Genomic DNA, 22,121 nt, shown 5'->3' with positions numbered 1-22,121 from the left:
GTCTACCCAGGACAGGATCACCCGCCATGACCGTCACCCAGCACCGGACCGACCTGCGGCCCGGGGCCCCCGCTCCGCACCCCACCCACGAGGTCACCAACCAGGCACCGCCCCGGGTGGACCTCGACGAGTACGGCACCAATCTGCCGCTCGCCGAAGCCGTTCGCGCCTTCGGGGCGGCCTGGCACGAACCGGAGCTGCACGAGATCGGCGCCCTGGTCGGCTCCGAGCGCTTCCAGACCGCCACGGAGCTCGCCCACAACTCGCCGCCCGTCCTGCGCACCCACGACCGGTACGGCAACCGCGTCGACGAGGTCGAGTTCCACCCCGCGTACCACGAGATCATCGGCGGGGCCGTGCACCACGGCACGCACACCGCGGGCTGGGCCGACCCGAAGCCCGGGGCTGCGGTGGCACGGGCGGCGTCGTTCATGCTGTTCGCCCAGATCGAGCCCGGCCACGCCTGCCCGATGTCCATGTCGCACGCCGTGGTCCCGGTCCTCCAGCGCGACCCGGACGTGGGCCGGGACTGGCTGCCGGGCCTGCTCAGCCGCGCGTACGACCCCCGCCTGATCACCCCGGGCGAGAAGTCCGGGCTCACCTTCGGCATGGGGATGACGGAGAAGCAGGGCGGCTCCGACGTACGCGCCAACACCACGCGGGCCGTCCCGCTGGCCTCCGACCCCGAGGGCCGAGCCCATCTGCTGACCGGTCACAAGTGGTTCTTCTCCGCCCCGCAGTCGGACGCCTTCCTGGTGCTGGCCCAGGCCGAGTCCGGGCTCACCTGCTTCCTCGTGCCGCGGGTCCTGGCCGACGGCACCCGCAACACGGTCCGGATCCAGCGGCTGAAGAACAAGCTGGGCAACAAGTCGAACGCCTCCTCCGAGGTGGAGTTCGACGGCACCTGGGCGGTCCGGGTCGGCGAGCCGGGCCGCGGCGTCCCGACCATCATCGAGATGGTCAACCACACCCGGCTCGACTGTGTGCTGGGCACCACCGCGGGCATGCGGCAGTCGGTGTCCGAGGCGATCTGGCACGCCCGGCACCGCAGCGCCTTCGGTGCCCGGCTGGCCGACCAGCCCGCCATGACGGCTGTCCTGGCCGACCTGGCGCTGGAGACGGAGGCCGCGACCTGGACCTCGCTGCGCCTGGCCCACGCGTACGAGAGCGGCAGCGGCGAGTCCGAGGAGTTGTTCCGCCGGCTGGCCACCGCGGTGTCCAAGTACTGGATCTGCAAGCGCGGCCCGCACCACGCCTACGAGGCGCTGGAGTGCCTGGGCGGCAACGGCTACACCGAGGACTGGCCGCTGGCCCGGCGCTACCGCGAACAGCCGGTGATGGCGGTGTGGGAGGGGACCGGCAACGTGATCGCCCTCGATGTACTGCGGGGCATCGGACGCACACCGCAGTCGCTGGACGCCTTCTGGGCCGAGCTGGAGACCACGGCCGGTGCCAGTTCCGTACTGGACGCGCATGTCCGCCGGGTGCGCCAGGAGCTGGCCGATGACCTGCGCGACCCGCTCGCGGCGCAGACCCGGGCGCGGGCGTCGGTCGAGGGCATGGCGCTGGCCCTGCAGGCCTCGCTGATGCTCCGTCACGCTCCCGCCGCGTCGGCCGAGGCGTTCGTGGCCGCCAGGCTCGACGAGGGCCGCGGCCACCAGTACGGCATCCTGCCGCGCGGCACCGACGCCGCGGCGATCGTGGACCGGCACTTCGGCGCCGCGGGCTGAGCCCGTAGGGGCGTGTGCGCAGGACCGGCGGGCCGGCGCTGCGGCTCCCGCCCGCCCGTCGTCGGGGCGCGGCCGGCCGGCCGGTCTAAGGTTGGCCGTATGGAGTCGAGACCCCGCACCCTGTGGCTGCGTACCGAGCCCCTCCACGCCGTGCTCTACTTCGACGAGGAGTGCCGGGGCATCGGGAGGTCCGTCGGCCTCAAGGGCTTCTGGATGGGGTACTTCGCCACCCGTACGGCCCCCATGGGGCGGATCCGCCCCGAGGCCGCCACCGCCGTCCTGGGTGTCTTCGCGCCGGGCATGGTGGCCCGCGCACTGCCCGACGCCTGGCGGGTCGTCACCCCCGAGAAGCTCACCGACCTGCGCGCCCGGCTCGCCGCGAGTGCGCTGCGCCGGCTCGTCCCGGAAATCGACGCTCTCGCCGGCCCGCTCATCCCGCCGCTCGCAGCGATGGTGGCCGACGCCTCCCCGCAGGCCCGCCCGCTGTTCGCCGCCAACCGCCCGCTGTGCGACCGCACCGACCCGGTGGAGAGCCTGTGGCAACTCACCACCGCGCTGCGGGAGTTCCGGGGCGACGCGCACAACGTCGCGCTCGCCGACCACGGTCTCGACGCACCCGAGGCCCTCGTGCTCGCCGCTGCCACGGGCCGTGTCCCGCGCGAGGGCATCCGGCTCGACCGCGGTTGGAGCGAGGCAGAGTGGGCGGAGGCCGAGGAACGGCTCCGCTCCCGCGGCCTGATCGACGCGGAGTCCGCTGCCACGCCACGCGGCCGCCAGGAACGGGAGCTCGTCGAGGACACCACCGACCGGCTGGCCGCCCGGCTGCTGCGCCCCCTCGCCGAGAGCGCGGTGGACGAGCTGCTCGCCGCCCTGGAGCTGCCGGCCCGGCAGGTGCTGGCCGCGGACCTGCTGCCCTTCCCCAACCCGATCGGCCTGCCCGGGACGGTCTGACTGCTGTCGTCGCACGCCCGCCAGGCAGTACGGGACAGCCCTCAGACACCTCCGGTAGCCGGGTCCGGGCGGGGCCGGGCCAGCAGGATCACCGAGCACACCGCCGCGAAGGCGCACCACGTCGAGACGAACTCCAGCCGCCACAGTGCCGCACAGACGGCGGCCCCGACGGCGGCCAGTGCACCGAGCCTCCTCAGCACCGGGTCCCCGGCCAGGAGCAGGGCGCCGACCGTGGCCAGGAGATAGCCGGCGACCAGGAGTCCGGAGCGGGGAAGGTCGAGGGCGTAGCCGAGGGTGTGCCCGCGGATCTCGGCGGTCACCGGGCGGGTCGCCAGGCCGTACGCGAGCGCGACGGCGGTCGCGGTTCCGGCCGCGAGCGGGACCAGCAGGCGGCGCCGGGCATCCGGCGGGGCGGCGCACAGCACCCCCAGCGGGACCCACAACGGCAGCACCGGCGGGGCGATGACGGCCCAGGCGAGGGTGGCGGGGCCGGTTCCGCCACCCGAGCGCCAGATCACCGACTCGATGATCTGGTGGGCGCCGAGCAGCAACGGCAGCGCCGCGAGCGGCAGATCGCGCACCCGGCGCACCCGCGCCACGCACACCACCCCGATGGCCGCGACGCCCGTGCCGGCGACGAGGTCGGCGGTCGCACTCCAGCACATGGTGTTCCCCAGGGACCCGGCGGTACGGAATCGTTCACTTCCGCGACAACGCTACGGGTCCGGGGCGCGGCGATGGATCGCCCCGGCCGTGTCCGTGAGCGGGCTGCCCGTGCCGCCCCAGCGCAGGGCGACGATCTCCGCGGCGATCGAGACGGCGACCTCCTCGGGGGTGCGTGCCCCGAGGTCGAGGCCGACGGGGGAACGCAGCCGGGCCAGTTCCGCTTCGCCGAGACCCGTCTCGCGCAGCCGGGCCAGCCGGTCCTCATGGGTGCGGCGGCTGCCCATGGCGCCGATGTAGGCGGCCGGGGTACGCAGCGCCACCTCCAGCAGCGGTACGTCGAACTTGGGGTCGTGGGTGAGTACGCACATCACGGTCCGCCCGTCGGTCTCCGTGTCGCGCAGGTACCGGTGCGGCCAGTCGACGACGACCTCCGCACCGGCGGGGAAGCGCCGGGCGTCGGCGAAGGCGGGGCGGGCGTCGCAGACGGTGACCCGGTATCCGAGGAACGCACCGATCCGGGCCACCGCCGCCGCGAAGTCGATCGCGCCGAAGACCAGCATCCGGGGCGGCGGGGCGAACGACTGGAGGAACACGGCGACGTCGTCCTCGCGCCGTTCACCGTTCGGGCCGTAGTGCCGCAACCCCGTTGCCCCCTGGGCGAGTTCCCCGCGCGCGTCGGCGGTCACGGCGGCGTCCAGGCCGCTCGCGCCCAGCGACCCCGACACGGTGTCCGGCCGGACCGCGAGGGCGGCACCGCGTGGAGCGGGTCCATCGGTCACGGTGGCGACCACCACCGGGCGGTGCCCGGCGACCGCCGCTGCGACCTCGCCGAAGGTGGGGTCGGACGCCGCCGTCACCGGGCGTACGAGGAGTGTGATCTCGCCGCCGCAGGTGAGTCCGACGGCGAAGGCGTCCTCGTCGCTGTATCCGAAGGTCTCCAGCCTGGCCCGGCCGGTTTCCACGACCTCCTTGGCGAGTTCGAGGACGGCTCCCTCGACGCAGCCGCCGGAGACGCTGCCCACGACCTCGTCGTCCGGTCCCACCGCCATCGCCGCGCCGGGGCCGCGCGGCGCGCTGCGGCTGACCGCGACGACGGTGGCGAGCCCGAACGGCTCCCCCGCGGCGTACCAGCGGCCGAGCACCGGCAGGATCTCACGCATCGCGCCGCCTTGCTCCCGGGGAATCAGGCCGTGCTGTCGGTCCACGCGTAGGGCGGGGCCACCGGGCCGCTCGCGGGTCCGGCGCCCACGTTCTCCAGGTCCGCGTCGGCGGCCTTCATCAGCTGGGCGGCCACGTCCTTCATGGCACGGCTCGCCGCGAGTTCGTCGCCGATGGCCGGTACGTCCACGTCCTGCGGGTTGCAGCGGGCGACCCCGTGTCCGGTGAGCTTCGTGGAGCCGGTGTCCAGCACCGCCTCCGCCTTGGTCGTCCCGTCGTCCTCGGTCAGACCGAGGCGGAGCCTCCACTCCAGCGTGCGGGTCATCGCGCACCTCCTGCGGCCGCGTCCGGTCGCGATGCGCCGGCTCGACGCGGTCCTGCCACCAGCATCCACCCGGCCGGGCGGGTTCGCGCGTTCCGGCTCGTCCTCGGGGATCGCACCGCCGGCACTCGCCCTGCGGGGATCACGCCGCCGAAATAGGATGCGGGATGTCGAATTTCACCGGCGGCGGGCGATGCCACCGCCCGGAATCCGGTCCGTCGGCACCCCGGCCGGCCCCGTCGCGGCAGGCCGTGTGCTGTGCCGTGCGGACAACCGCAGTGCGGAGCGGCCCATGAACCGGCGTCGTCCTCCCCGTTCGGCGAGTGCCGAGGAGTTGCTCACCACGCTGCAACAGCTCACCTCCCGGGCGCGCCGCGAGGTGGAGCTGCACCGGGCCCGGGTGGAACTGGCCGAGGTGCTCCAGCGCGAGATGCTCCCGGCGGCGCTGCCCGCGCGCCCGGGGCTCCAGACCGCTGCCCGGTACACGCCCGCCCGCAGCGGACTGGACATCGGCGGCGACTGGTACGACGGCTTCGTGCTGCCGGACGGTGCGCTGGCCTTCGCCATCGGGGACGTACAGGGCCACGACGTCGAGGCCGCCGCGTTCATGGGGCAGGTCCGCATCGCCATGCGGGCGATAGCCGCCACCGTCGCGGACCCCGGCGAGGTCGTGGGCCGGACCAACGACCTGCTGGTCTCGGTGGGCTCCGGCCTCTTCGCGACGTGTACCTTCGTCCGCCTCGACCCGGTGTCCCGGGAGCTGGAGAGCGCCCGCGCCGGGCATGTCGCCGCGGTGTGGGCCACGGCCGACGGGCGGTCCGGGGTGACCAGTGACGAGGGCGGGCTGCCGCTGGGGATCCAGGCGGGCGAGCGCTATCCGGTCACCCGGCGGAGACTGACCGCCCCGGGCGCGTTCGTCCTGGTCACGGACGGGGTGGTGGAGGGGCCTTCGTTCCCGATCGACCGGGGTCTGGACGCGGTGACCCGGCTGGTGCGAGCACGGGTCGGCGCCGACGCCGGCGAGCTGGCCGACGTGGTCCTGGGGGCGGCGGAGCAGACCGGTCACCAGGACGACGCCGCCGTGCTCGTGGTACGGCACGGGACCGTCCCCGGCCGGTACTGAAACCGCGACCTTCCGGGCGAAGCGTGTCAAACAGCCGCCACCCGTCCGGGGCAGTGTCTGATGAGATGCGTGATCCGCAGCGAGAGAACCAGACGTGCGGCCGCGGCCGCGCTACGTGTCCTTGCCGTCACCGCTGCCTACTACGCGGCCGGGGGGCTCGGCCTCATCCGGGAGGTGTCCGTCCACGGCGCGGTCGTCACACCGCTCTGGCCGCCGACGGGCATCGCGCTGGGCGCGCTGATCCACCTGGGTCTCAGTGCCTGGCCCGGGATCGCGCTGGGCTCCCTCCTCGTCGTCGCCACGCTCAGCGGCTCGGTCACGCCCTCCACCTTCGCCGTCGTGGCGGGCAGCACCGCCGCCCCGCTCTGCTCGTACCTGATACTCCGCAGAGCCGGCTTCCGCAAGGAGCTGGACAGGCTGCGCGACGGGGTCATGCTGGTCTTCCTCGGCGCGCTGGCCGGGATGGTCATCAGCGCGACCGTGGGCACGGGCATGCTGGCGCTGAACGGGAAGCTGCCGCTGAGCGGGTTCTGGCCGGTCTGGGCGGCGTGGTGGTCGGGGGACGCGATGGGGGTGCTCGTGGTCACCCCCGTGCTGCTCGTACTGCACAGGCTGCGGATGCCCCGGACCACCGACCGGTGGATCGAGGCGAGCGCGCTGCTGATCGTCGCCGTCACGGTCTCCCTGGTGGCGACCCGGAGCTCACTGTCGGTGCTCTATCTGGTCTTTCCGGTGCTCATCTGGGCGGCCCTGCGATTCCAGCTGGCGGGAAGCGCACCCTGCGCCCTGCTGGTGTCGGTCCTGGCGGCGATCGCGGGAACGGAGGGGGTGGGTCCGTTCGCGGGACGGACGATCCTTCACGTGATGATCGACCTCACCGTGCTCAACGGCTGCGTGGCGCTGACCGCGCTGCTGCTCGCGGCCGTCGTGACCGAGCAGAGCAATATCCGGCAGAGGATCGAACGCGCCTGCGAGGAACTGGCCGAAGTGGTCGACCATCTGGCACCGGGAAGGGCGGCGGCCGCGTGGCCGCCCCGGACCGAGGACGAACCCGACAGCCAATGAGCACCACGCACCCCCGGCACCACTGACCGAAACAATCCGGCCAGTGGCCGTCACCACATGCGCCCTCGCTCGTTTGTTGGCCGGGGATGGTCTCCCGACAGCGCGCTGTCGCGGATGAACCTGGTGGACACGCCAAGCAGTTGACCGGCATACATGTCCGCACACAACCCGATTCAGGTGCATTCCAAATGCCAACACTTACTCACAGACCAAGAGATCCGGCGCGGAACGGGACGAGATCCGAGTCAGTGTGCATGTCTGAACTTCACGAGAACTCCAGCGAAATGGCACGTCTGTGGATATCGTGCACCGAGCGAGGGCGCATCCGTCAGTCCATGAGATCGGCGGATGCGCCCCGTTTGTGACGATGCGACTGTGACTGGGGGGTTCATGGGGCATGTCGAGCTACCCGATTCGGACAGATCAGGACCCGTGGGACTGGCGGGGGCGCCACGTCCACGTACCGTCTCCAATCGGCCTCGCGGCAACGGACTCGATGAATTGTGGAGGGCGCCGACCGCACCGCGCGAGCGGTCCGGACCGGCACCCGCGAAGAGCAGGGCGACCCGGCGTGTACCGGTGGTCGTCGGCGCCGAGTTCCTCGGCCTCGGGGTTCCGGCCCTGCTCGTACTGCGTACCGGCGGGCAGTCCCGGGCCGTGCTGGCCGCGGCCGTGGCCGCACTGGCGTGGTTCGGCCTGCGGGCCGTACGCGGCAGGTACGCGGAACGGTCCCCGGGCGGACCACCGGGGGTACTGAGCACGACCGGTGACTGGCTGCTGCTCATAGGCGTGCTCGCCGTGCTGCACACGGCGAGCGGCGATGCGCTCGACCCTGCGACGGCCTTGGTGGCGTTGCTGCCCGGCCTGCCGGCGGGCATCGCGGCGCAGGCCCTGCGGCGACTGCCGTGGCCGGGTCGCCCGCCACGGGCGGTCCGGCGGGTGCTGGTGGTGGGCGAGGCGCCGGGCGTCGACCGCGCCGTCCGGCTGCTCGCGTCCCGTGCCGACCATCCGTACGCGGTCGTGGCCGCGGTCCCGGTGGGGGCCGCACCGCTGGAGTGCGGGGTACCGGTGCCGGGCCGGCTCGCACCGGCGCCGGCCGACGACGACGTGTCGACCGTACTGGGCGGGGCGTTCGCGCAGGATGCGGACCTGGCGCTGGTGGTTCCCGGCCCCCAGCTCTCGGAGGAACGGCTGTGCCGGCTCTCCTGGGGACTGCACGACGGCGGGCTCGCGCTGTCCGTGCTCCCGGGACTCTCGGGCATCGCGGCCGGCCGGGTACGGGCCACCGCCGCCGCCGGGCTCACCCTGCTGCACATCGCGCCACCGCTGCGCCGTGGGCCGCAGCCGGCCCTGAAGGCCGTGGTGGACCGCGTCGGCGCCGCCCTCGGCCTGCTGGTCCTGACACCCCTGCTGGTCCTGATCGGGGCGGCGGTGCGGTTCGGCTCCGACGGGCCGGTGTTCCACCGCCAGATCCGGCAGGGGCAGCACAACCGGCCATTCACGATGTGGAAGTTCCGCACCATGGTGACCGACGCCGAGAGCCACAAGCAGCGGCTTCTCGCCACGAACGAGACCGACGGTCCGATGTTCAAAATGCGCCGCGATCCCCGGGTGACCGGAATCGGCCGTCTGCTGCGCCGGACGTCCCTCGACGAGCTCCCGCAGCTGCTCAATGTGCTCCGCGGCGACATGTCGCTGGTCGGCCCACGCCCCCCGCTGCCGGAGGAGGTGTCCCGGTACGACGAGCGCGAGTTCCGGCGGCTCGCCGTGAAACCGGGGCTGACCGGTCTGTGGCAGGTCAGCGGCCGCTCGGACCTGTCCTGGCAGGAGACGGTCTCGCTCGATCTGTGGTACGTCGACAACTGGTCGGTGGCCACGGACATGGGACTCATGGCCCGTACGCTGCGCGCCGTCACCGACGGCCGCGGGGCGTACTGAGAGCGGCGGCCATCAATGCGAGGAGTGCAAAATACCGTTCCGGGTACGGCCGTTCGGCCGTACCCGCGATCCGGCTCAGATCTGCGCGGGCTGCCGTTCCAGCCACCACGCGTAGGTCTGGGCGATCCCGTCACGCAGCGCGATCCCCGGTGCGAAGCCGAGCGAGGCGAGCCGGGAGACGTCGAGCAGTTTGCGCGGGGTGCCGTCGGGTTTGGCCGTGTCCCATTCGACTGTCCCCTGGTATCCCGTCACATCCTGCACCGCGGCGGCAAGTTCACGGATCGTCAGATCGCTGCCGCAGCCGATGTTGACCGGTTCGTCGCCGTCGTATCGCTCCAGCAGCAGGAGGCACGCGGCGGCCAGGTCGTCCACATGCAGGAACTCCCGGCGCGGGCTGCCGGAACCCCAGAGCGTGACCGTGGGCGCACCGTCCCGGCGCGCCTCGTGGAAGCGGCGGATCAGCGCGGGCAGTACGTGCGAGGACTCCAGGTCGAAGTTGTCGCCCGGACCGTAGAGGTTGGTGGGCATGGCGCTGATGTACGAGGCGCCGTACTGCCGGCGGTAGGAGCGGGTCTGCACGATTCCGGCGATCTTGGCCAGTGCGTACGCCTCGTTGGTCGGCTCCAACGGGCCGGTGAGCAGAGCGCTTTCGGGGATCGGCTGCGGGGCGAGCCTGGGGTAGATGCAGGACGAGCCGAGGAAGAGCAAGCGCTCGACCCCGGCCGCGTGCGCCCCGGCGACGACGCTCAGCTGGATGCGCAGATTGTCCTCCAGGAACTGCACCGGATACGTGCTGTTGGCCATGATCCCGCCGACCCTGGCGGCGGCCAGCACCACGGCCTGCGGACGGACCTCGCGGAGGAACGCCTCGGTCCGTGCGGCGTCGCGCAGATCGAGCCGGTCGCGATCACGGGTGATCACCTCGTGCCCCTCGTCGGTGAGGCGGCGCACAACGGCCGAGCCGACCAGGCCGCGGTGGCCCGCGACGAACACGCGGGCACCGGATCGTAGGAGGGAACGGACGGATTCCTGGGGAGGGCCGGGGAGATCAGTCGTCATGGCCCGGATTCTGCCAGCACCAGCAGCCTGCGGTGATGTTTTGCCGCAGAACGCTCAATCCCGATATTTCGACGGGAAATATTCGGTGCGGAACAACAGCCACTGAAGCGATCAGAGAAGGGGGAGTCGTGGCGAAGACCGCGCTCATCACCGGTGTGACCGGACAGGACGGCTCGTACCTGTCCGAGCTGCTGCTCGACAAGGGGTACACGGTCCATGGCCTGATACGCCGCTCGTCGAGCTTCAACACCGAGCGCATAGACCACATCTACCAGGGACCGGAGGAGGAGAACCGCTCGTTCGTCCTGCACCACGCCGACCTCGCCGACGGGGTCGCGCTGGTGAACCTGCTGCGCGACATCCGGCCGGACGAGGTCTACAACCTGGGTGCGCAGTCGCACGTCCGCGTGTCGTTCGACGCACCGCTGTACACGGGTGACGTCACCGGTCTCGGCACCATCCGGCTGCTGGAAGCGGTCCGTGCGAGCGGGATCGACACCCGGGTCTACCAGGCTTCCTCGTCCGAGATGTTCGGCGCCACCCCGCCGCCGCAGAACGAGGCGACGCCGTTCCATCCGCGCAGCCCGTACAGCGTCGCCAAGGTGTACTCGTACTGGGCCACGGTCAACTACCGTGAGGCGTACGGCATGTTCGCGGTCAACGGGATCCTCTTCAACCACGAGTCCCCGCGCCGCGGCGAGACCTTCGTGACCCGGAAGATCACTCGCGGGGTGGCCCGGATCAAGGCGGGCCTGCAGACCCATCTCCATCTGGGCAATCTCGATGCCGTACGCGACTGGGGGTACGCCCCCGAGTACGTCGAGGCGATGTGGCGGATGCTCCAGTGCGACGTCCCGGACGACTATGTGGTGGCCACGGGCGAGGGTGTCAGTGTGCGGGAGTTCCTGGAGTACGCCTTCGCGCACGCGGGCCTGGACTGGCGCGAACACGTGCGCCACGACGCCAAGTACGAACGTCCCAGCGAGGTCGACGCCCTGATCGGGGACGCCACCAAGGCCGAGGAGCTCCTCGGCTGGAAACCGGTCGTGCGGTCGCGGGAGCTCGCCAGGATCATGGTCGAGGCCGACATCCGCCAGCTCTCCGACCAACTGGCCGGAGCGGCCGTGCGAGTGGACCGATGACACCGCCATGCACCAACACGACAGCCGGCACCACCGCACTCCCGGTGGAGCCGTGCGCCGCGGCGGTCCGGCCGCGGCCCGTTCTCACCTTCGGAGCTGAATGATGAACGCAACCACGGGCCGCAGCCCCGTACGCAGCGGCCGGGTACGTGCCGCCGCCGCCGCGCTCTGCCTGCTCGCCGGAGCACTGTCCGCCGCCGCGTCCGGGGGCTCCCCGGCCGCGGCCCTCACCCCGCCGGTCTCGCTGACCGCGGACGACCTCACCACCTGGCAGACCAACGGCATCGTCTGGTCGATGGCCGCGTCGGACGCCGGTGTCGTCTACACCGGCGGCACCTTCTCCACCGTACGGCCGCCGGACGCGGCGGCCGGCACCTCGGAGCAGCCCGCGGTGAACTTTGCCGCCTTCGACGCCGCGACCGGTGCGCCGACCGGCTGCAGCCTTTCGTTCGCCCTCTCGTCCGGCACGGCGACCGTAAGGGCGCTGGCACTCTCACCGGACCAGAAGACCCTTTACGTCGGAGGGCAGTTCGGGTCGGTGAGCGGTGTCGGGGTGAGCAACATCGCCGCGATCGACACCGCGAGCTGCACCCCGCGCCAGGACTTCAAGGTCTCCGTCTCCGCGACGGTGCGGGCCCTCGCCGTCACCGCCGACACCGTGTACCTGGGCGGTGACTTCAACACGGTGGCCGGACAGACCAGGAACAAGTTCGCCGCGGTCACCACGGGCGCCGCGCTGAAGCCGTGGAAGGCCGACGCGGACGAGATCGGCCGGGCCGTCGAGCTGACGCCCGACCGCAAGCACGTGCTGCTCGGCGGCAACTTCTTCAAGGTCAACGGCGCCACTTCGCACGCGCTGGCGGTCGTGGACGCCACGACCGGGGCGGTGACCAAGAGCTACCCGGCCGGGTTCATTCCCAACACCTCCACGGTGCAGGACCTCACCACTGACGCCACCGGCTTCTACACCGCCAACGAGGGCACCGGAGGCGGTGTCTTCGACGGCCGGATCGCACTGGACCTGAGCGACTTCGAGCAGCGCTGGCGGGACACCTGCCTCGGCGCCACCCAGGCCGTCCTGGTGCACGACGGTGTGCTGTACAGCGGGAGTCACGCCCATGACTGCGCCACCATGGGCGAGTTCCCCAACCAGCCGCGCAAGCATCTGCTGGCCCAGTCCGTCGACGACCCGAAGCTGCTGCCCTGGTTCCCGGACACCAACGACGGCATCGGGGAGCCGGTCGGGCCCCGGGTGATGGCCCAGACCGACAAGGGCGGTCATCACTACCTGTGGGTCGGCGGCGAGTTCACCACCGTCAACGGAGCCGCGCAGCAGGGTCTGACCCGGTTCGCCGACGGTCCCGACACCGGGGCCCCGTGGGTACCCAACGTGACCCTGTCCACGATCGCCCCGGGGAAGGTGGTGGTCGACTGGCAGACCAGCTTCGACACCGACGACGGGGAACTCACCTACCGGATCTACAAGGACGGCGCGAGCACCCCGGTGCACACCACGACGGGCTACTCGCTGTTCTGGGACCGGCCGCAACTGAGCTGGACGGACACGGACGTGGCGGCGGGCGAGACGCACTCGTACCGGATCAGCGCGAGTGACGGCACCAACACCAGCGCCAAGTCGGCCGCCGTGTCCGCCACCGTGACCTCCGCGGCCGAGAAGTATCCCGCCAAGGTGCTCGCGGACGGCGCTTCGCTCTACTGGCGGTACGACGAGACCGCCTCGACCCTCGCGGGCGACAGCAGCGGCGGGCGGAACAACGGGTTCGTTCGCAACTCCCCCACCCGGCGGGTGACCCCGGCCGCCGTCGCGGGCCCCTCGACCGCGATCGGCCTCAACGGTTCGACGCAGTACGTCTACAGCAACAAGCGCCATCCGCAGCCGACCAGGTTCTCGGTGGAGACCTGGATCAGGACGACGACCACCAAGGGCGGGAAGATCATCGGCTTCGGCAGTCTGACCATGCAGAACAGCACCCAGTACGACAAGCACGTGTACATGCGCGACGACGGCCGGCTGGTCTTCGGGGTGCACAGCGGAAGCACCAGGACCATCACCACGCCCAGCGCCTACAACAACGGCGCCTGGCACCACGTGGTCGCCACGCAGGGACCCGGCGGCATGGCGCTGTACGTCGACGGGCAGCTCCGTGCCTCGAACGCGCTGTACACAGGCAACGAGAAGTACGACGGCTACTGGCGGGTCGGCGGGGACAACCTGAACGGCTGGCCGTCCAAGCCGACGAGCGATTTCTTCGCCGGGCAGATCGACGAGACCGCCGTCTACCCGACCGCGCTGAGCAGCGCGCAGATCAGTGCCCACTACGCACTGAGGACGGCCGGATGAGGCATCCGTTCCGGGCCGGTGCCGCCTTCGTCGTACTGACGGCGGCGCTGGCCGCCTGCGGCTCGTCCTCCGAGGGGCGGGACGGCGCGAGCGGCGCCGGAGCCACTGCCACGCATGCCCCGCTCGCCGCCCCGACGGCCGGGCCCGGCACCGCAGCCACCGCTGCCCCCTCGGCCCCGCCCACGAGTGAGCCTCCGAAGCTGCCCAGCGATCGACTCACCCCGGCCACCGGTTCGTTCACCCGGAAGGAGAAGGATTATCTGGTCGACCGGGTGCCCAGGGGCATGGACCCCGCAGCAGTGCTCCAGACCGGTCAGGAGACCTGCGACCGGCTGCGGTTCCTGGTGAAGGCCGACCGGGACGTGGCGGTCGGTGCGATCGTGACGGGCGAGATCGCCGACGCGCGACCCGCCGTCGAGTACCTCTGCACCCAGCACCGGGACCTGCTGCGGGAGGCCGACCGGGGATACGCGGACGGCACGTACCGGAACGAGCAGATCCGGCCGGGCCGCTACCACGACGTCTCCCCCACCGGAGACTGCACCTGGCGGATCGCCGGCGCGGACGACAGGACCCTGGCCTCCGGCTCCGGCGCCGCCGGGAAGCGGACCACGATCACCGTGCCCCGGCAGGCCCGTGTCTTCACCTCCACAGGCTGCTACGCCTGGCTGCCCGAAGGAGACCTCGGATGAACAAGCTGCCGATAGCCGTGGCGATCCCCACGAAGAACGAGGGGCTCAACATCGCCGAGGCGGTGACGTCGGTACTCGGCCATTTCGAGGCGGTGGTCGTCGTCGACTCACACAGCACGGACGAGACGGCGAAGATCGCCGAGGAGTGCGGTGCCGAGGTGGTCACGTACACCTGGGACGGCGGTCATCCGCGTAAGAAGCAGTGGTGTCTGGACCATGTCCGCACGGACCTGGACTGGATCCTGCTGCTCGACGGCGACGAGCGGATCGGTCCCGGGCTGCTGGCCGAACTGCGGCAGGTCTTCGCCGACCCGGCCGCGCCGAAGCCGGCGGCGTACGACATTCCGCTCGGCTACTGGTTCTCCGGGAAGCGGCTGCGGCACGGCTACACCATCCGGAAGCGGTCACTGACCGACCGCACCCGCTGCCGGTATCCGGAGGTGGGTGATCTGGACGCGCCGGGCATCGGTGAGGTCGAGGGCCATTACCAGCCGGTCGCGGATTCGGTCGGCTCGCTCCGCAATCCGATCGAGCACCAGGATCTCGACCCGGTCACCGCCTGGTTCGAGCGGCACAACCGCTACTCGGACTGGGAGGCGTGGCTGGAGCACCACCCCGAGGTCAAGGAGCAGGTGCGCAGGGTGAAGTCGCGCCAGGGGCAGCTGTTCCACAAGGCACCGTTCAAGCCCCTGGTGTCGTTCGCCTACATGTATCTGTACCGGCGGGGGTTCCTCGACGGGCGGGCGGGGTTCGACTTCGCGCTGGCGATGAGCTTCTACCGCTGGCAGATCGCCCTCAAGTCCCGTGAGGGGAAGACCGTTTGACCCGGCCTCCCCTCCGGCGGACCACGTCTTCGTAGGTCCGCCGGAGGGTGGCGGTCACGGCCTCGATGGTGAAGTCCTCGTTCACCAGGTCCCAGGCGGCCCTGCCCGTACGGGTGTTGGTCTCCGGTTCGAGGAGTTCCAGGACGGCGGCGGCGACCTTGAGTGCGTTCTTCCCGTCCTCGCCGACCCGGCTGTCGATCACGCGGCCCGCGCCCGCGCGCGCCACATCGGGGCCGAGTCCGCAGGTGCGGGTGATGACGACGGGGGTGCCGACCGACATCGCTTCCAGGACGGACACGCCCAGGGGCTCCTCGATCGACGGCAGTACGTACACATCGGCCCGCCGCCCCGCCGCCAGGACCTCCTCGTGCCCGAGCGGCCCCACATGGTCGAGCGATCCCGTCACCCCCAGCCTGCGGGCGAGTTCGAGGGTCGCGGGCAGTGCGCCGGTGTCGGGACCGGCCAGCACGAAGCGGGCGCCCGGATGCCGGGCCAGGACCGCCGGCATCGCGGCGACGAAGTCCTCCGGGCGCTTGCGCTCCTGGATCCGGGCGAGGAAGAGGACCGTCGGCGGCCGCCCTGACTCCCGGACGGGTTTGATCTCCTGCGGGCGCACTCCGTTGACCAGTCGTACGGTCCGGGTCAGCGGGACCGGTGCGGCTACGGCGTTCACATCGAGGCGTTCCGTCTCGGTGAGGTGCAGTACGGCGTCGGCACCGCGCAGCACCCTGCGCACGCCCAGCAGATCGGTGAGCCGGGCGACCCGGTTCTCGGTGGGGTCCACCATGCCGTGCGTCTGGACGACCAGTGGGGTGCGGAAGGCCAGGGCGAGCAGCGCGGCGGGCAGTGTCACCAGGTCGCGCATCAGGTGGACATGGACGAGGTCGGCGCCGCGCATCATGCGGTACGCGGTGCGCAGGAGCGCACCGGATGTGATGCCGCTGACCTCGAACGCGGGGAGCAGGTGGCGGGCCTGGAAGAGATGGGCCGGCACTCCCTCGATCTCGCGCGGGAGGGGGCCCTCGAAACCGTCTCCGAGTGCCATGATCCTGGCGTCGTCGCCGGCGGCCCGCTGGACCTTCGACAGGTTGAGCGCCACTCTGGTCGGGCCACCGAACGCGTGGTCCGGAGTGTGCAGTGTGACGACGTGCAGAATCTTCACCAGGGTTCCCCTCAACCGCGGCCGACGTTTCACAGACTAGTCATCCAAACCCCCCAAGTGGGTTGATTCGTTAGAGTGTTCACAGGTCCACGGAAACGGGGAGCACATGACGTCCGTGCACGAGGCGGCGCCGTCCGCACCCGTACCGGAGCACGGCCCGCGGGAGCCGGGCCACGCGCAGGCCGGGCCCGGTTCGTGGGCGATGCTCTCGCGCGCCCTGGCCGTGCCCCTCATCCTCGCCCTGGTCTGTTTCCTGCCCGCGGTGATCGCCGCGCAGCCCGGCACCGGGGTCCGCGACACCGCGTACTGGCTGCAGCTGGTGCTGACCTGTTATGCGGGGATCCGGCTCGCGACCATGGTCCTTTCCACCCGGCGGCGGCTGTTGCAGGGCGTCTTCTGGATGTTCGTGTACATCGCGATGGGCGTGGCGCCGTTCGCCCAGGCCGTCATCGGGCAGACGCCCACCCCGATGGTCGGGCCGCGGTCGGATCTGGTGACGGCCGTCGCGCTGATCCTGGTGGGCTGCGCAGCGTTCGACCTGGGGGCCCTGCTGGCGTCGCGGCGGCCGCTGCGGCGGCGGGTCGCCGCGCGTTCCGGGGGCCGTCCGGCGGTGGCACACCCGGGGCGGCTCGGGCTGCTGGTGCTGCTGGCCTTCGCGGCGAGCGGCTACTACGTCCTGAAGGTCGGCGGGCCGGCGGTCTTCTTCACCAGCCGTCAGGAGATCAGCGCCTCGGTCGCGGGGAGCGGGGTGGGATCGGACGGGTCCAATGTGGGGTCGGCCTTCCTCAAGGGCTTCGGCACGGTGCCCGCACTGCTGGCGCTGCTCTTCTTCACCCGTCGCCTGGTGACCTCGCGCGCGGCCCGGCGCTCCCCGTCGGCGGTACTGGTCTGGGCCGGGCTGTCCGTCCTCAACGTGATCGTCAACAACCCGGTGTCCAACGCCCGTTACTGGTTCCTGACGGTGCTGGTCTCGCTGCTGTTCACCGCCTTCCCGAGCAGCGCGGCGATGTACCGCTCGGTGCTGGCCATGGGGGTGGTCGGGGCGCTGGTGCTGTTCCCCTACGCGGACCGGTTCCGGTACGACAGCGCCGGGTACCGGCCGGTGGACTCGTCGTCGGTCTTCGAGCCGCTGGCCACCAAGGACTACGACCAGACGGTGATGTTCGCCAACACGATCACCTGGGTCGACACCCGCGGCCACACCTACGGGCGTCAACTGGCGGGCTCCGCACTCTTCTTCGTTCCCCGGTCGGTGTGGAGCGGCAAGCCGGAGGACACGGGGGTGCGCGTAGGTCAGTGGATGGGGATGAACATGACCAACCTGTCGGCGCCGCTGTGGACCGAGCTGTGGGTCGACTTCGGTGCGCCGGGCATGGTCGGTGGCCTCGCACTGATCGGGTACGCCGCCGCCCGTACCGACCGGCGGTACGCGCGGGCCGTCTCCCGGGACGGTCCGGGGCCCGGCAGCGTCCTGGCGGTCACCGCACCTCTGGTCGCCGGGTACACCTTCATCCTTTTGCGCGGTCCGTTGTTGCAGTCCGTCGGCAAGCTGGCCGTCGCGGCGCTCTGCCTGCTGCTGGTCACGAGCTTTCGCCGGGACGGGCGGCAGCCGCGCTGAGGGGTGTCCGCGCCGCGGCCGTACGGTTCGCGAGCCGGGCCACCCTGGTCCAGGTGGCCACCGCCTTGCACCCGGAGCCCAGGCACAGGCCCCAGGCCGCGCCCGGGACCCCGCCCAGCGCATAGCCGCCGGTGAGGAAGGCGACGGAGGCGAGGGAGAAGACCACCTGGATGGCGAGTGTGGTGCGCGGGTCGAGCATCCGCAGGGCCAGCAGCCCGCAGGTGCCGACGGCCATCGCCGTGTACTGGCTGCCGGTCGCCGGGAGCAGGGCGGCGGCCGTGGGCCAGGTGTCGCCCAGCAGCCGGCGTCCGGCCGGGTCGGGCAGCAGGGCCAGTACGGTGGCCCAGGCGGCGGCGACCGCCGCGAGGACGGCCGCGAGCACGGCGGCGGCCCGCACCCTGCGCCGTTCGCCGGCGAGTCTGCCCAGCAGGGGCGGGCCGAAGCCGGTGGCCGAGGTGAACAGCACGTTCAACGGCCCGAACAGGGTGGTCGCGCCACGCAGCGCGCCGACCACCAGCGGGCTGCCGACCGCGCCGAGTCCGAGCACGGAGAGCTGGCCGGTGGCGTTGCCCACCGCGAACTCCACCACGAAGCGCCTCCCGAGGTGGCCCCGCCGCAGCAGGGCCCCCGGCCGCACCGGTGCCCCGGCCACCCTCCGGTGCAGCAGGGCGGCCGACAGGAGCAGGGCCGGCAGCGCGGCGAGCCCCCACACCACGACGAGCCGGGCGGCGGGGGCGCCAAGCGGTTGCAGGGCCAACGCGCCCAGCACGCAGACCAGTCGCAGGACATCGCCCGCCAGCGCCAGGTGCGGCAGGTGCAGGGTGGAGAAGGCATAACGCATGATGTCCTGGCCCAGCACCACCGGCAGGACGAGCCCCAGCGCCATCAGGGCGTTCGCGGTGGCGCCCGGCACCAGCAGACAGACCCCGGCCAGGGCCGCGCCGAGCACCTCCGCCGCGATCAGGGTGAACGCCACCGCCGACCGGCAGGCGCCGCGCGCCTCCTCGCTCCCGCCGCGTCGCAGCACGAGCGGCTGCCCGGTATGGGCGCCGGACACGCCCAGCAGCACCGTGAAGACGAGGTAGACCGCCGAGAAGCGGGCGAACTCCGCCACGGTGGAGAGCCGGGCGGCCGTCACCAGCACCAGGATGTTGGTGAGCGCTGCCACGCCCTGGTCCGCGACCGAACAGACGATCGCGGTACGTGCCCTCATCTGTGTCCGGCGGCGGAGTCGAAGGGACGCAGCCCCAGCGTCTCGGCGGGGTCACCGGTGTGTTCCGGCCCGCGGCCCGCTTTGTCCCTGGGCGGCCGGCCACCGCCCGGCCGACGCTTGGCGGCCTTCCGGCGGGCCCGGCGCTCGTGGCGGCTCAGACCGGGGTGCAGCAGGGCGCCGAGCACGGATCCGCCCGCGGCCCCGATGATCTCCCGGATCCGCTCCAGGTCGCTGCGGTGCACCTCGCGCGGGTCGCAGACCACCACGACGCTCTCCACCCGGTCGATCAGCGCGACGGCGTCGGCGTACGACAGTACGGGCGGGGCCAGCACGATGACGACGGCGTCGGGCCGGTCGCCCTCGGCGACGATCCGGCCGACGGGTGCCGATGTCAGGGCACGCGGCACGTTGTCCGTACGCCGGCCCGCTATCAGGGTGAAGGCGCCCGACCCGGGTACGTCCACGTTCATCTGGCTGTCCGACGGCCAGGCGCGCCGGCCCCGGGTCGCCCAGCGCGGCCGGGAACCCTGTGCCGCCGGGCCGAGGTCCCCGGCCAGTGCGGGGGTGCGCAGATCGGCCTCGACCAGGATCACGTCGCGTCCCATCTCGGCGAAGGCCGCGGCCAGGTTGGCCGCGGCGGCGGCCGCTGCCGCGCCGTCCCCGCGCGGGGCGGTGACCAGGAGCCTGCGGCGCTCGGCGAACGACGGATCGTAGGCGAGCCGGAAGGCGACCGCACGGTACTCCTCGGCGAGCCTGCTCCCGCTCCGCCCGATGGCCAGCAGCGAGCCGCCGTACGCACGCTCCCTGGGCAGGGTGCCGAGCAGGGGCGCGCCGAGCGAACCGACCAGTTCCCGGGTCGAGCGCACGGCCGGGTCGAAGACCAGGCGGACCCAGGACAGGAGCAGTCCCAGTGCGAGTCCGACGACACCGCCGAGCCCCAGCAGCAGCGGCAGTCCGGCCCCGGTGGGCTCGCTCGGGGCGGCGGGCTTCTTCGTCAGGTAGCCGGGGGTGGTGTCCAGCGCACGCAGCTCGGAGATCTTCCGGCTGAGTTCGGAGATCGCGACCACGAGGTTGGCCCGTGCGCTGGTCACGTCGTTGCTGCTGCCGGCCTGCGCCGCCAGCTGGTCGCGCTGTTCGGTGAGCGGGGTCAGCTGGGCGCGGTAGCCGTCGACCATGTGGGCGATGCTGTTCTCGGTGCGCTGGCGGCGTATCTCCAGGTAGGCGTCGGCGAGCGCCTGGGCCCGTGCCTTCGCCAGTGCGGGGGTGCGGCCGGTGTAGGCGAAGCGGAGCACGAGGGTGTTGGGCGGGTTGGTGACCTGGAGGCCGGAGAGCAGCGGCCCGACCGCCACCCGGTCGCCCTGTCCGGCCAGGGTGGTGACGGCCAGGGTGCCCACGGTGTCGCTGACGGCGGTCTGCCGCTCGGAGCCGATGTTGATGCCCTTGTCGGCGGAGGCACCGGCGGCGAACGGGTCCGAGGCGGCGGAACGTACGACGACCTCGCCCGTCGATGTGTAGCTCTCCTCGCCGCTCAGCGCGAGCCAGCCGCCCCCGACGAGCCCGACGACCACGCCGGAGGCGAGCAGGGCCCGGTAGCGCAGGAGCTGGCGGAACTGGTCCCTCAGCAGGGCGGGTTCGTCCTGGTCCTCCAGGGCGCGGATCGGCTGGTTCATCTGCGTGGTCTCCCTTCGACGTCCGCGAGGACCTCGGTGAGCAGGGCGTCGAAGCGGGCCAGGCCCGCCTCGCGGCCCAGGTGACGTGCGACGTACTGGGGTCCGTTGGCCCCGAGCGCGTCCGCCCCGGCCGGCGCCTCGACGAGCTTGCGTACGGCCGACAGCAGCGCCGCGGGGTCCTCCGGGGCGACGAGGAGCCCGGCGCCGGACCGCTGGACCTCCTGCGCGGTGCCTCCCCCTTCGGCGACCGAGGCCACCACGGGCCGGCCCGAGACGAAGTAGGAGGTGAGCTTGGAGGGGACGCTCATGTCGAGCACGGAGGCCCGCTGGGTCACCGCGAGCACGTCTGCGGCGGCGAGGACGTCAGTGAACTCGCCCGCGTCGGCCGGGGGCAGGATGTCGAGGTTGCGCAGGCCCGCCGCGCGCGCCAGCAGCGTCTCGCGCTGATTCCCGTCGCCCATGAGCACCACGCGGATCTCCGGCGCGAGCCGGGCCGCGTCGACGAGGACCTCCAGGCCCTGTTTGAGCCCCATGTTCCCGGAGTGCAGGACCACCGGGGTGCCCTCGCTCCAGCCGAGGCGCGCCCTGGTCCCGGCCCGGTCGGCGGAAGGGGCCCGCACATGCGACCAGTTGGGCACCGTACGGATGCGTCCCGGGTCCACCCCGTACGCGGTGACGCGGGGCACGAAGCTCTCGTGGATGACTCCGACGAGGGCCGCGGAGCGCAGCGCGTACCGTTCGGCGGCCGAGGCGACGGCTGCGGCACGGCCGCCGCCCCGGATGCCGCTCTGCGCGGCGGCGGCGCCCATCAGATCCTGCACGACGGGTATGTACGGGACCCGGTGGCGGCCGGCCAGCCGGGCCCCGATGACGCCCCCGGCGAGACTGGGCACCTGCGAGAACACCGCGTCGGGCGGCCTGGAGGCGGGCGGAGACAGCAGCCCGTGCCCCAGCACCGTCGCCTCGAACGCGGCTCTGCGCAGGGCGGTCTGACGGGACGGCACATAGTGTCTTCGCCGGTGCACGGTGACCCCGGCCCGCTTCTCGGCGACCCGCCACACCCCCCGGTACTCCGCTTCGATCCGCCAGGACGGGTAGTGCGGCATCCCGGTCAGTACATGGGTGTCCGCCCCGGCCGCCGCCCAGTGCTCGGCGAGCTGCGCGGCGTACGGGCCGATGCCCGTCAGCTCCGGCGCGTAGTTCGTCGAGACGAGCAGCAGGGTACGGCCCTCGAACGGCTTGTGACGATCGGCATCGGACATGGAAGCTCGCCTTCCCCCCGGAACATTCGGTGTTCCCCCAAGGAACAGCCCCCAGACTCTCCTCGGGGAACAGCCCCAAAAGCGAGCTTATCCGTTCACGAGATGCGCAAGTGGTCTTCACAGTAAGGTCGTTGCTCCATCAACACCGATACCGATATCCCACC

General features: G+C 72.1%; 18 protein-coding genes. 10 read left to right on the top strand and 8 right to left on the bottom strand.

Annotated features, from left to right (window positions below):
- Positions 1 to 26: 26 nt before the first annotated feature.
- Together OG842_RS35900 and OG842_RS35895 are read left to right on the top strand one after the other, a co-directional pair.
- The gene (locus OG842_RS35900; RefSeq protein ID WP_266734865.1) at positions 27 to 1,730 is read left to right on the top strand and encodes an acyl-CoA dehydrogenase family protein; all 1,704 of its coding nucleotides are present in this window, start codon (positions 27 to 29) and stop codon (positions 1,728 to 1,730) included.
- A 99-nt stretch (positions 1,731 to 1,829) separates the two neighbouring features.
- Positions 1,830 to 2,681, top strand: coding sequence for an SCO6745 family protein (locus OG842_RS35895; protein WP_266734867.1), 852 nt, complete (start codon positions 1,830 to 1,832; stop codon positions 2,679 to 2,681).
- A gap of 41 nt (positions 2,682 to 2,722) precedes the next feature.
- Here OG842_RS35895 and OG842_RS35890 read toward each other — a convergent pair whose 3' ends face one another.
- From OG842_RS35890 to OG842_RS35880, 3 genes are read right to left on the bottom strand one after another with little or no spacing between them, the layout of a single operon-like run.
- Positions 2,723 to 3,346: a DUF6629 family protein gene (locus OG842_RS35890; RefSeq protein ID WP_266734868.1), complete on the bottom strand. Its 624-nt coding sequence runs from the start codon at positions 3,344 to 3,346 to the stop codon at positions 2,723 to 2,725.
- Between the two features lie 51 nt (positions 3,347 to 3,397).
- Entirely contained in the window at positions 3,398 to 4,507 is a 1,110-nt protein-coding gene (locus tag OG842_RS35885) for an XdhC family protein (RefSeq protein ID WP_266734870.1), read from the bottom strand.
- A 23-nt stretch (positions 4,508 to 4,530) separates the two neighbouring features.
- Positions 4,531 to 4,830 carry a DUF1876 domain-containing protein gene (locus OG842_RS35880; RefSeq protein WP_266734871.1) on the bottom strand — a complete coding sequence of 100 codons (300 nt, stop codon included), beginning with the start codon at positions 4,828 to 4,830 and terminating at the stop codon, positions 4,531 to 4,533.
- A 289-nt stretch (positions 4,831 to 5,119) separates the two neighbouring features.
- Here OG842_RS35880 and OG842_RS35875 point away from each other — a divergent pair, with 289 nt between their 5' ends.
- From OG842_RS35875 to OG842_RS35865, 3 genes are all read left to right on the top strand, one after another.
- Complete coding sequence (locus tag OG842_RS35875; protein ID WP_266734873.1) at positions 5,120 to 5,950, top strand: PP2C family protein-serine/threonine phosphatase; 831 nt, start codon at positions 5,120 to 5,122, stop codon at positions 5,948 to 5,950.
- Between the two features lie 69 nt (positions 5,951 to 6,019).
- On the top strand, positions 6,020 to 7,015 hold the full coding sequence (locus OG842_RS35870) for an MASE1 domain-containing protein (RefSeq protein ID WP_266734875.1): 996 nt from the start codon (positions 6,020 to 6,022) through the stop codon (positions 7,013 to 7,015).
- A 390-nt stretch (positions 7,016 to 7,405) separates the two neighbouring features.
- Positions 7,406 to 8,953 (top strand): exopolysaccharide biosynthesis polyprenyl glycosylphosphotransferase, encoded by a 1,548-nt coding sequence (locus OG842_RS35865; protein ID WP_266737264.1) that lies wholly within the window; start codon positions 7,406 to 7,408, stop codon positions 8,951 to 8,953.
- Between the two features lie 75 nt (positions 8,954 to 9,028).
- On the opposite strand, the gene OG842_RS35860 is transcribed toward OG842_RS35865, so the two are convergent.
- Positions 9,029 to 10,012, bottom strand: a complete 984-nt coding sequence (locus OG842_RS35860; RefSeq protein ID WP_266734877.1) for a GDP-L-fucose synthase family protein — start codon at positions 10,010 to 10,012, stop codon at positions 9,029 to 9,031.
- 128 nt (positions 10,013 to 10,140) lie between these two features.
- On the opposite strand from OG842_RS35860, the gene gmd reads away from it, so the two are divergent.
- From gmd to OG842_RS35840, 4 genes are all read left to right on the top strand, one after another.
- The gene (gene gmd / locus OG842_RS35855) at positions 10,141 to 11,154 is read left to right on the top strand and encodes a GDP-mannose 4,6-dehydratase (RefSeq protein ID WP_266734879.1); all 1,014 of its coding nucleotides are present in this window, start codon (positions 10,141 to 10,143) and stop codon (positions 11,152 to 11,154) included.
- A gap of 100 nt (positions 11,155 to 11,254) precedes the next feature.
- Entirely contained in the window at positions 11,255 to 13,516 is a 2,262-nt protein-coding gene (locus tag OG842_RS35850) for a LamG-like jellyroll fold domain-containing protein (RefSeq protein WP_401876083.1), read from the top strand.
- Positions 13,513 to 14,208, top strand: a complete 696-nt coding sequence (locus OG842_RS35845) for a hypothetical protein (RefSeq protein WP_266734880.1) — start codon at positions 13,513 to 13,515, stop codon at positions 14,206 to 14,208. The genes OG842_RS35850 and OG842_RS35845 overlap by 4 nt, the downstream gene beginning before the upstream one ends.
- On the top strand, positions 14,205 to 15,032 hold the full coding sequence (locus tag OG842_RS35840; RefSeq protein WP_266734881.1) for a glycosyltransferase family 2 protein: 828 nt from the start codon (positions 14,205 to 14,207) through the stop codon (positions 15,030 to 15,032). The genes OG842_RS35845 and OG842_RS35840 overlap by 4 nt, the downstream gene beginning before the upstream one ends.
- On the opposite strand, the gene OG842_RS35835 is transcribed toward OG842_RS35840, so the two are convergent.
- Positions 15,004 to 16,194, bottom strand: coding sequence for a glycosyltransferase (locus tag OG842_RS35835; RefSeq protein WP_266734883.1), 1,191 nt, complete (start codon positions 16,192 to 16,194; stop codon positions 15,004 to 15,006). The genes OG842_RS35840 and OG842_RS35835 overlap by 29 nt on opposite strands.
- 106 nt (positions 16,195 to 16,300) lie before the next feature.
- Between OG842_RS35835 and OG842_RS35830 the strand changes: the two genes are divergently transcribed.
- Positions 16,301 to 17,812, top strand: coding sequence for a hypothetical protein (locus OG842_RS35830; protein WP_266734884.1), 1,512 nt, complete (start codon positions 16,301 to 16,303; stop codon positions 17,810 to 17,812).
- Here the strand turns inward: OG842_RS35830 and OG842_RS35825 are convergent.
- The 3 genes from OG842_RS35825 to OG842_RS35815 are packed head-to-tail and all read right to left on the bottom strand — an operon-like array spanning position 17,775 to position 21,957.
- Entirely contained in the window at positions 17,775 to 19,025 is a 1,251-nt protein-coding gene (locus OG842_RS35825; protein WP_266734885.1) for a hypothetical protein, read from the bottom strand. The genes OG842_RS35830 and OG842_RS35825 overlap by 38 nt on opposite strands.
- Entirely contained in the window at positions 19,022 to 20,695 is a 1,674-nt protein-coding gene (locus tag OG842_RS35820) for a lipopolysaccharide biosynthesis protein (RefSeq protein ID WP_266734887.1), read from the bottom strand. The genes OG842_RS35825 and OG842_RS35820 overlap by 4 nt, the downstream gene beginning before the upstream one ends.
- Positions 20,692 to 21,957: a glycosyltransferase gene (locus OG842_RS35815; protein WP_266734889.1), complete on the bottom strand. Its 1,266-nt coding sequence runs from the start codon at positions 21,955 to 21,957 to the stop codon at positions 20,692 to 20,694. The genes OG842_RS35820 and OG842_RS35815 overlap by 4 nt, the downstream gene beginning before the upstream one ends.
- Between the last annotated feature and the right edge of the window lie 164 nt (positions 21,958 to 22,121).

The sequence above is a fragment of the Streptomyces sp. NBC_00376 genome, assembly GCF_036077095.1.
Taxonomy (GTDB): Bacteria; Actinomycetota; Actinomycetes; order Streptomycetales; family Streptomycetaceae; genus Streptomyces.
Note: the sequence above shows the minus strand (reverse complement) of the source record. Positions and strands in the feature narration are given on the sequence as shown.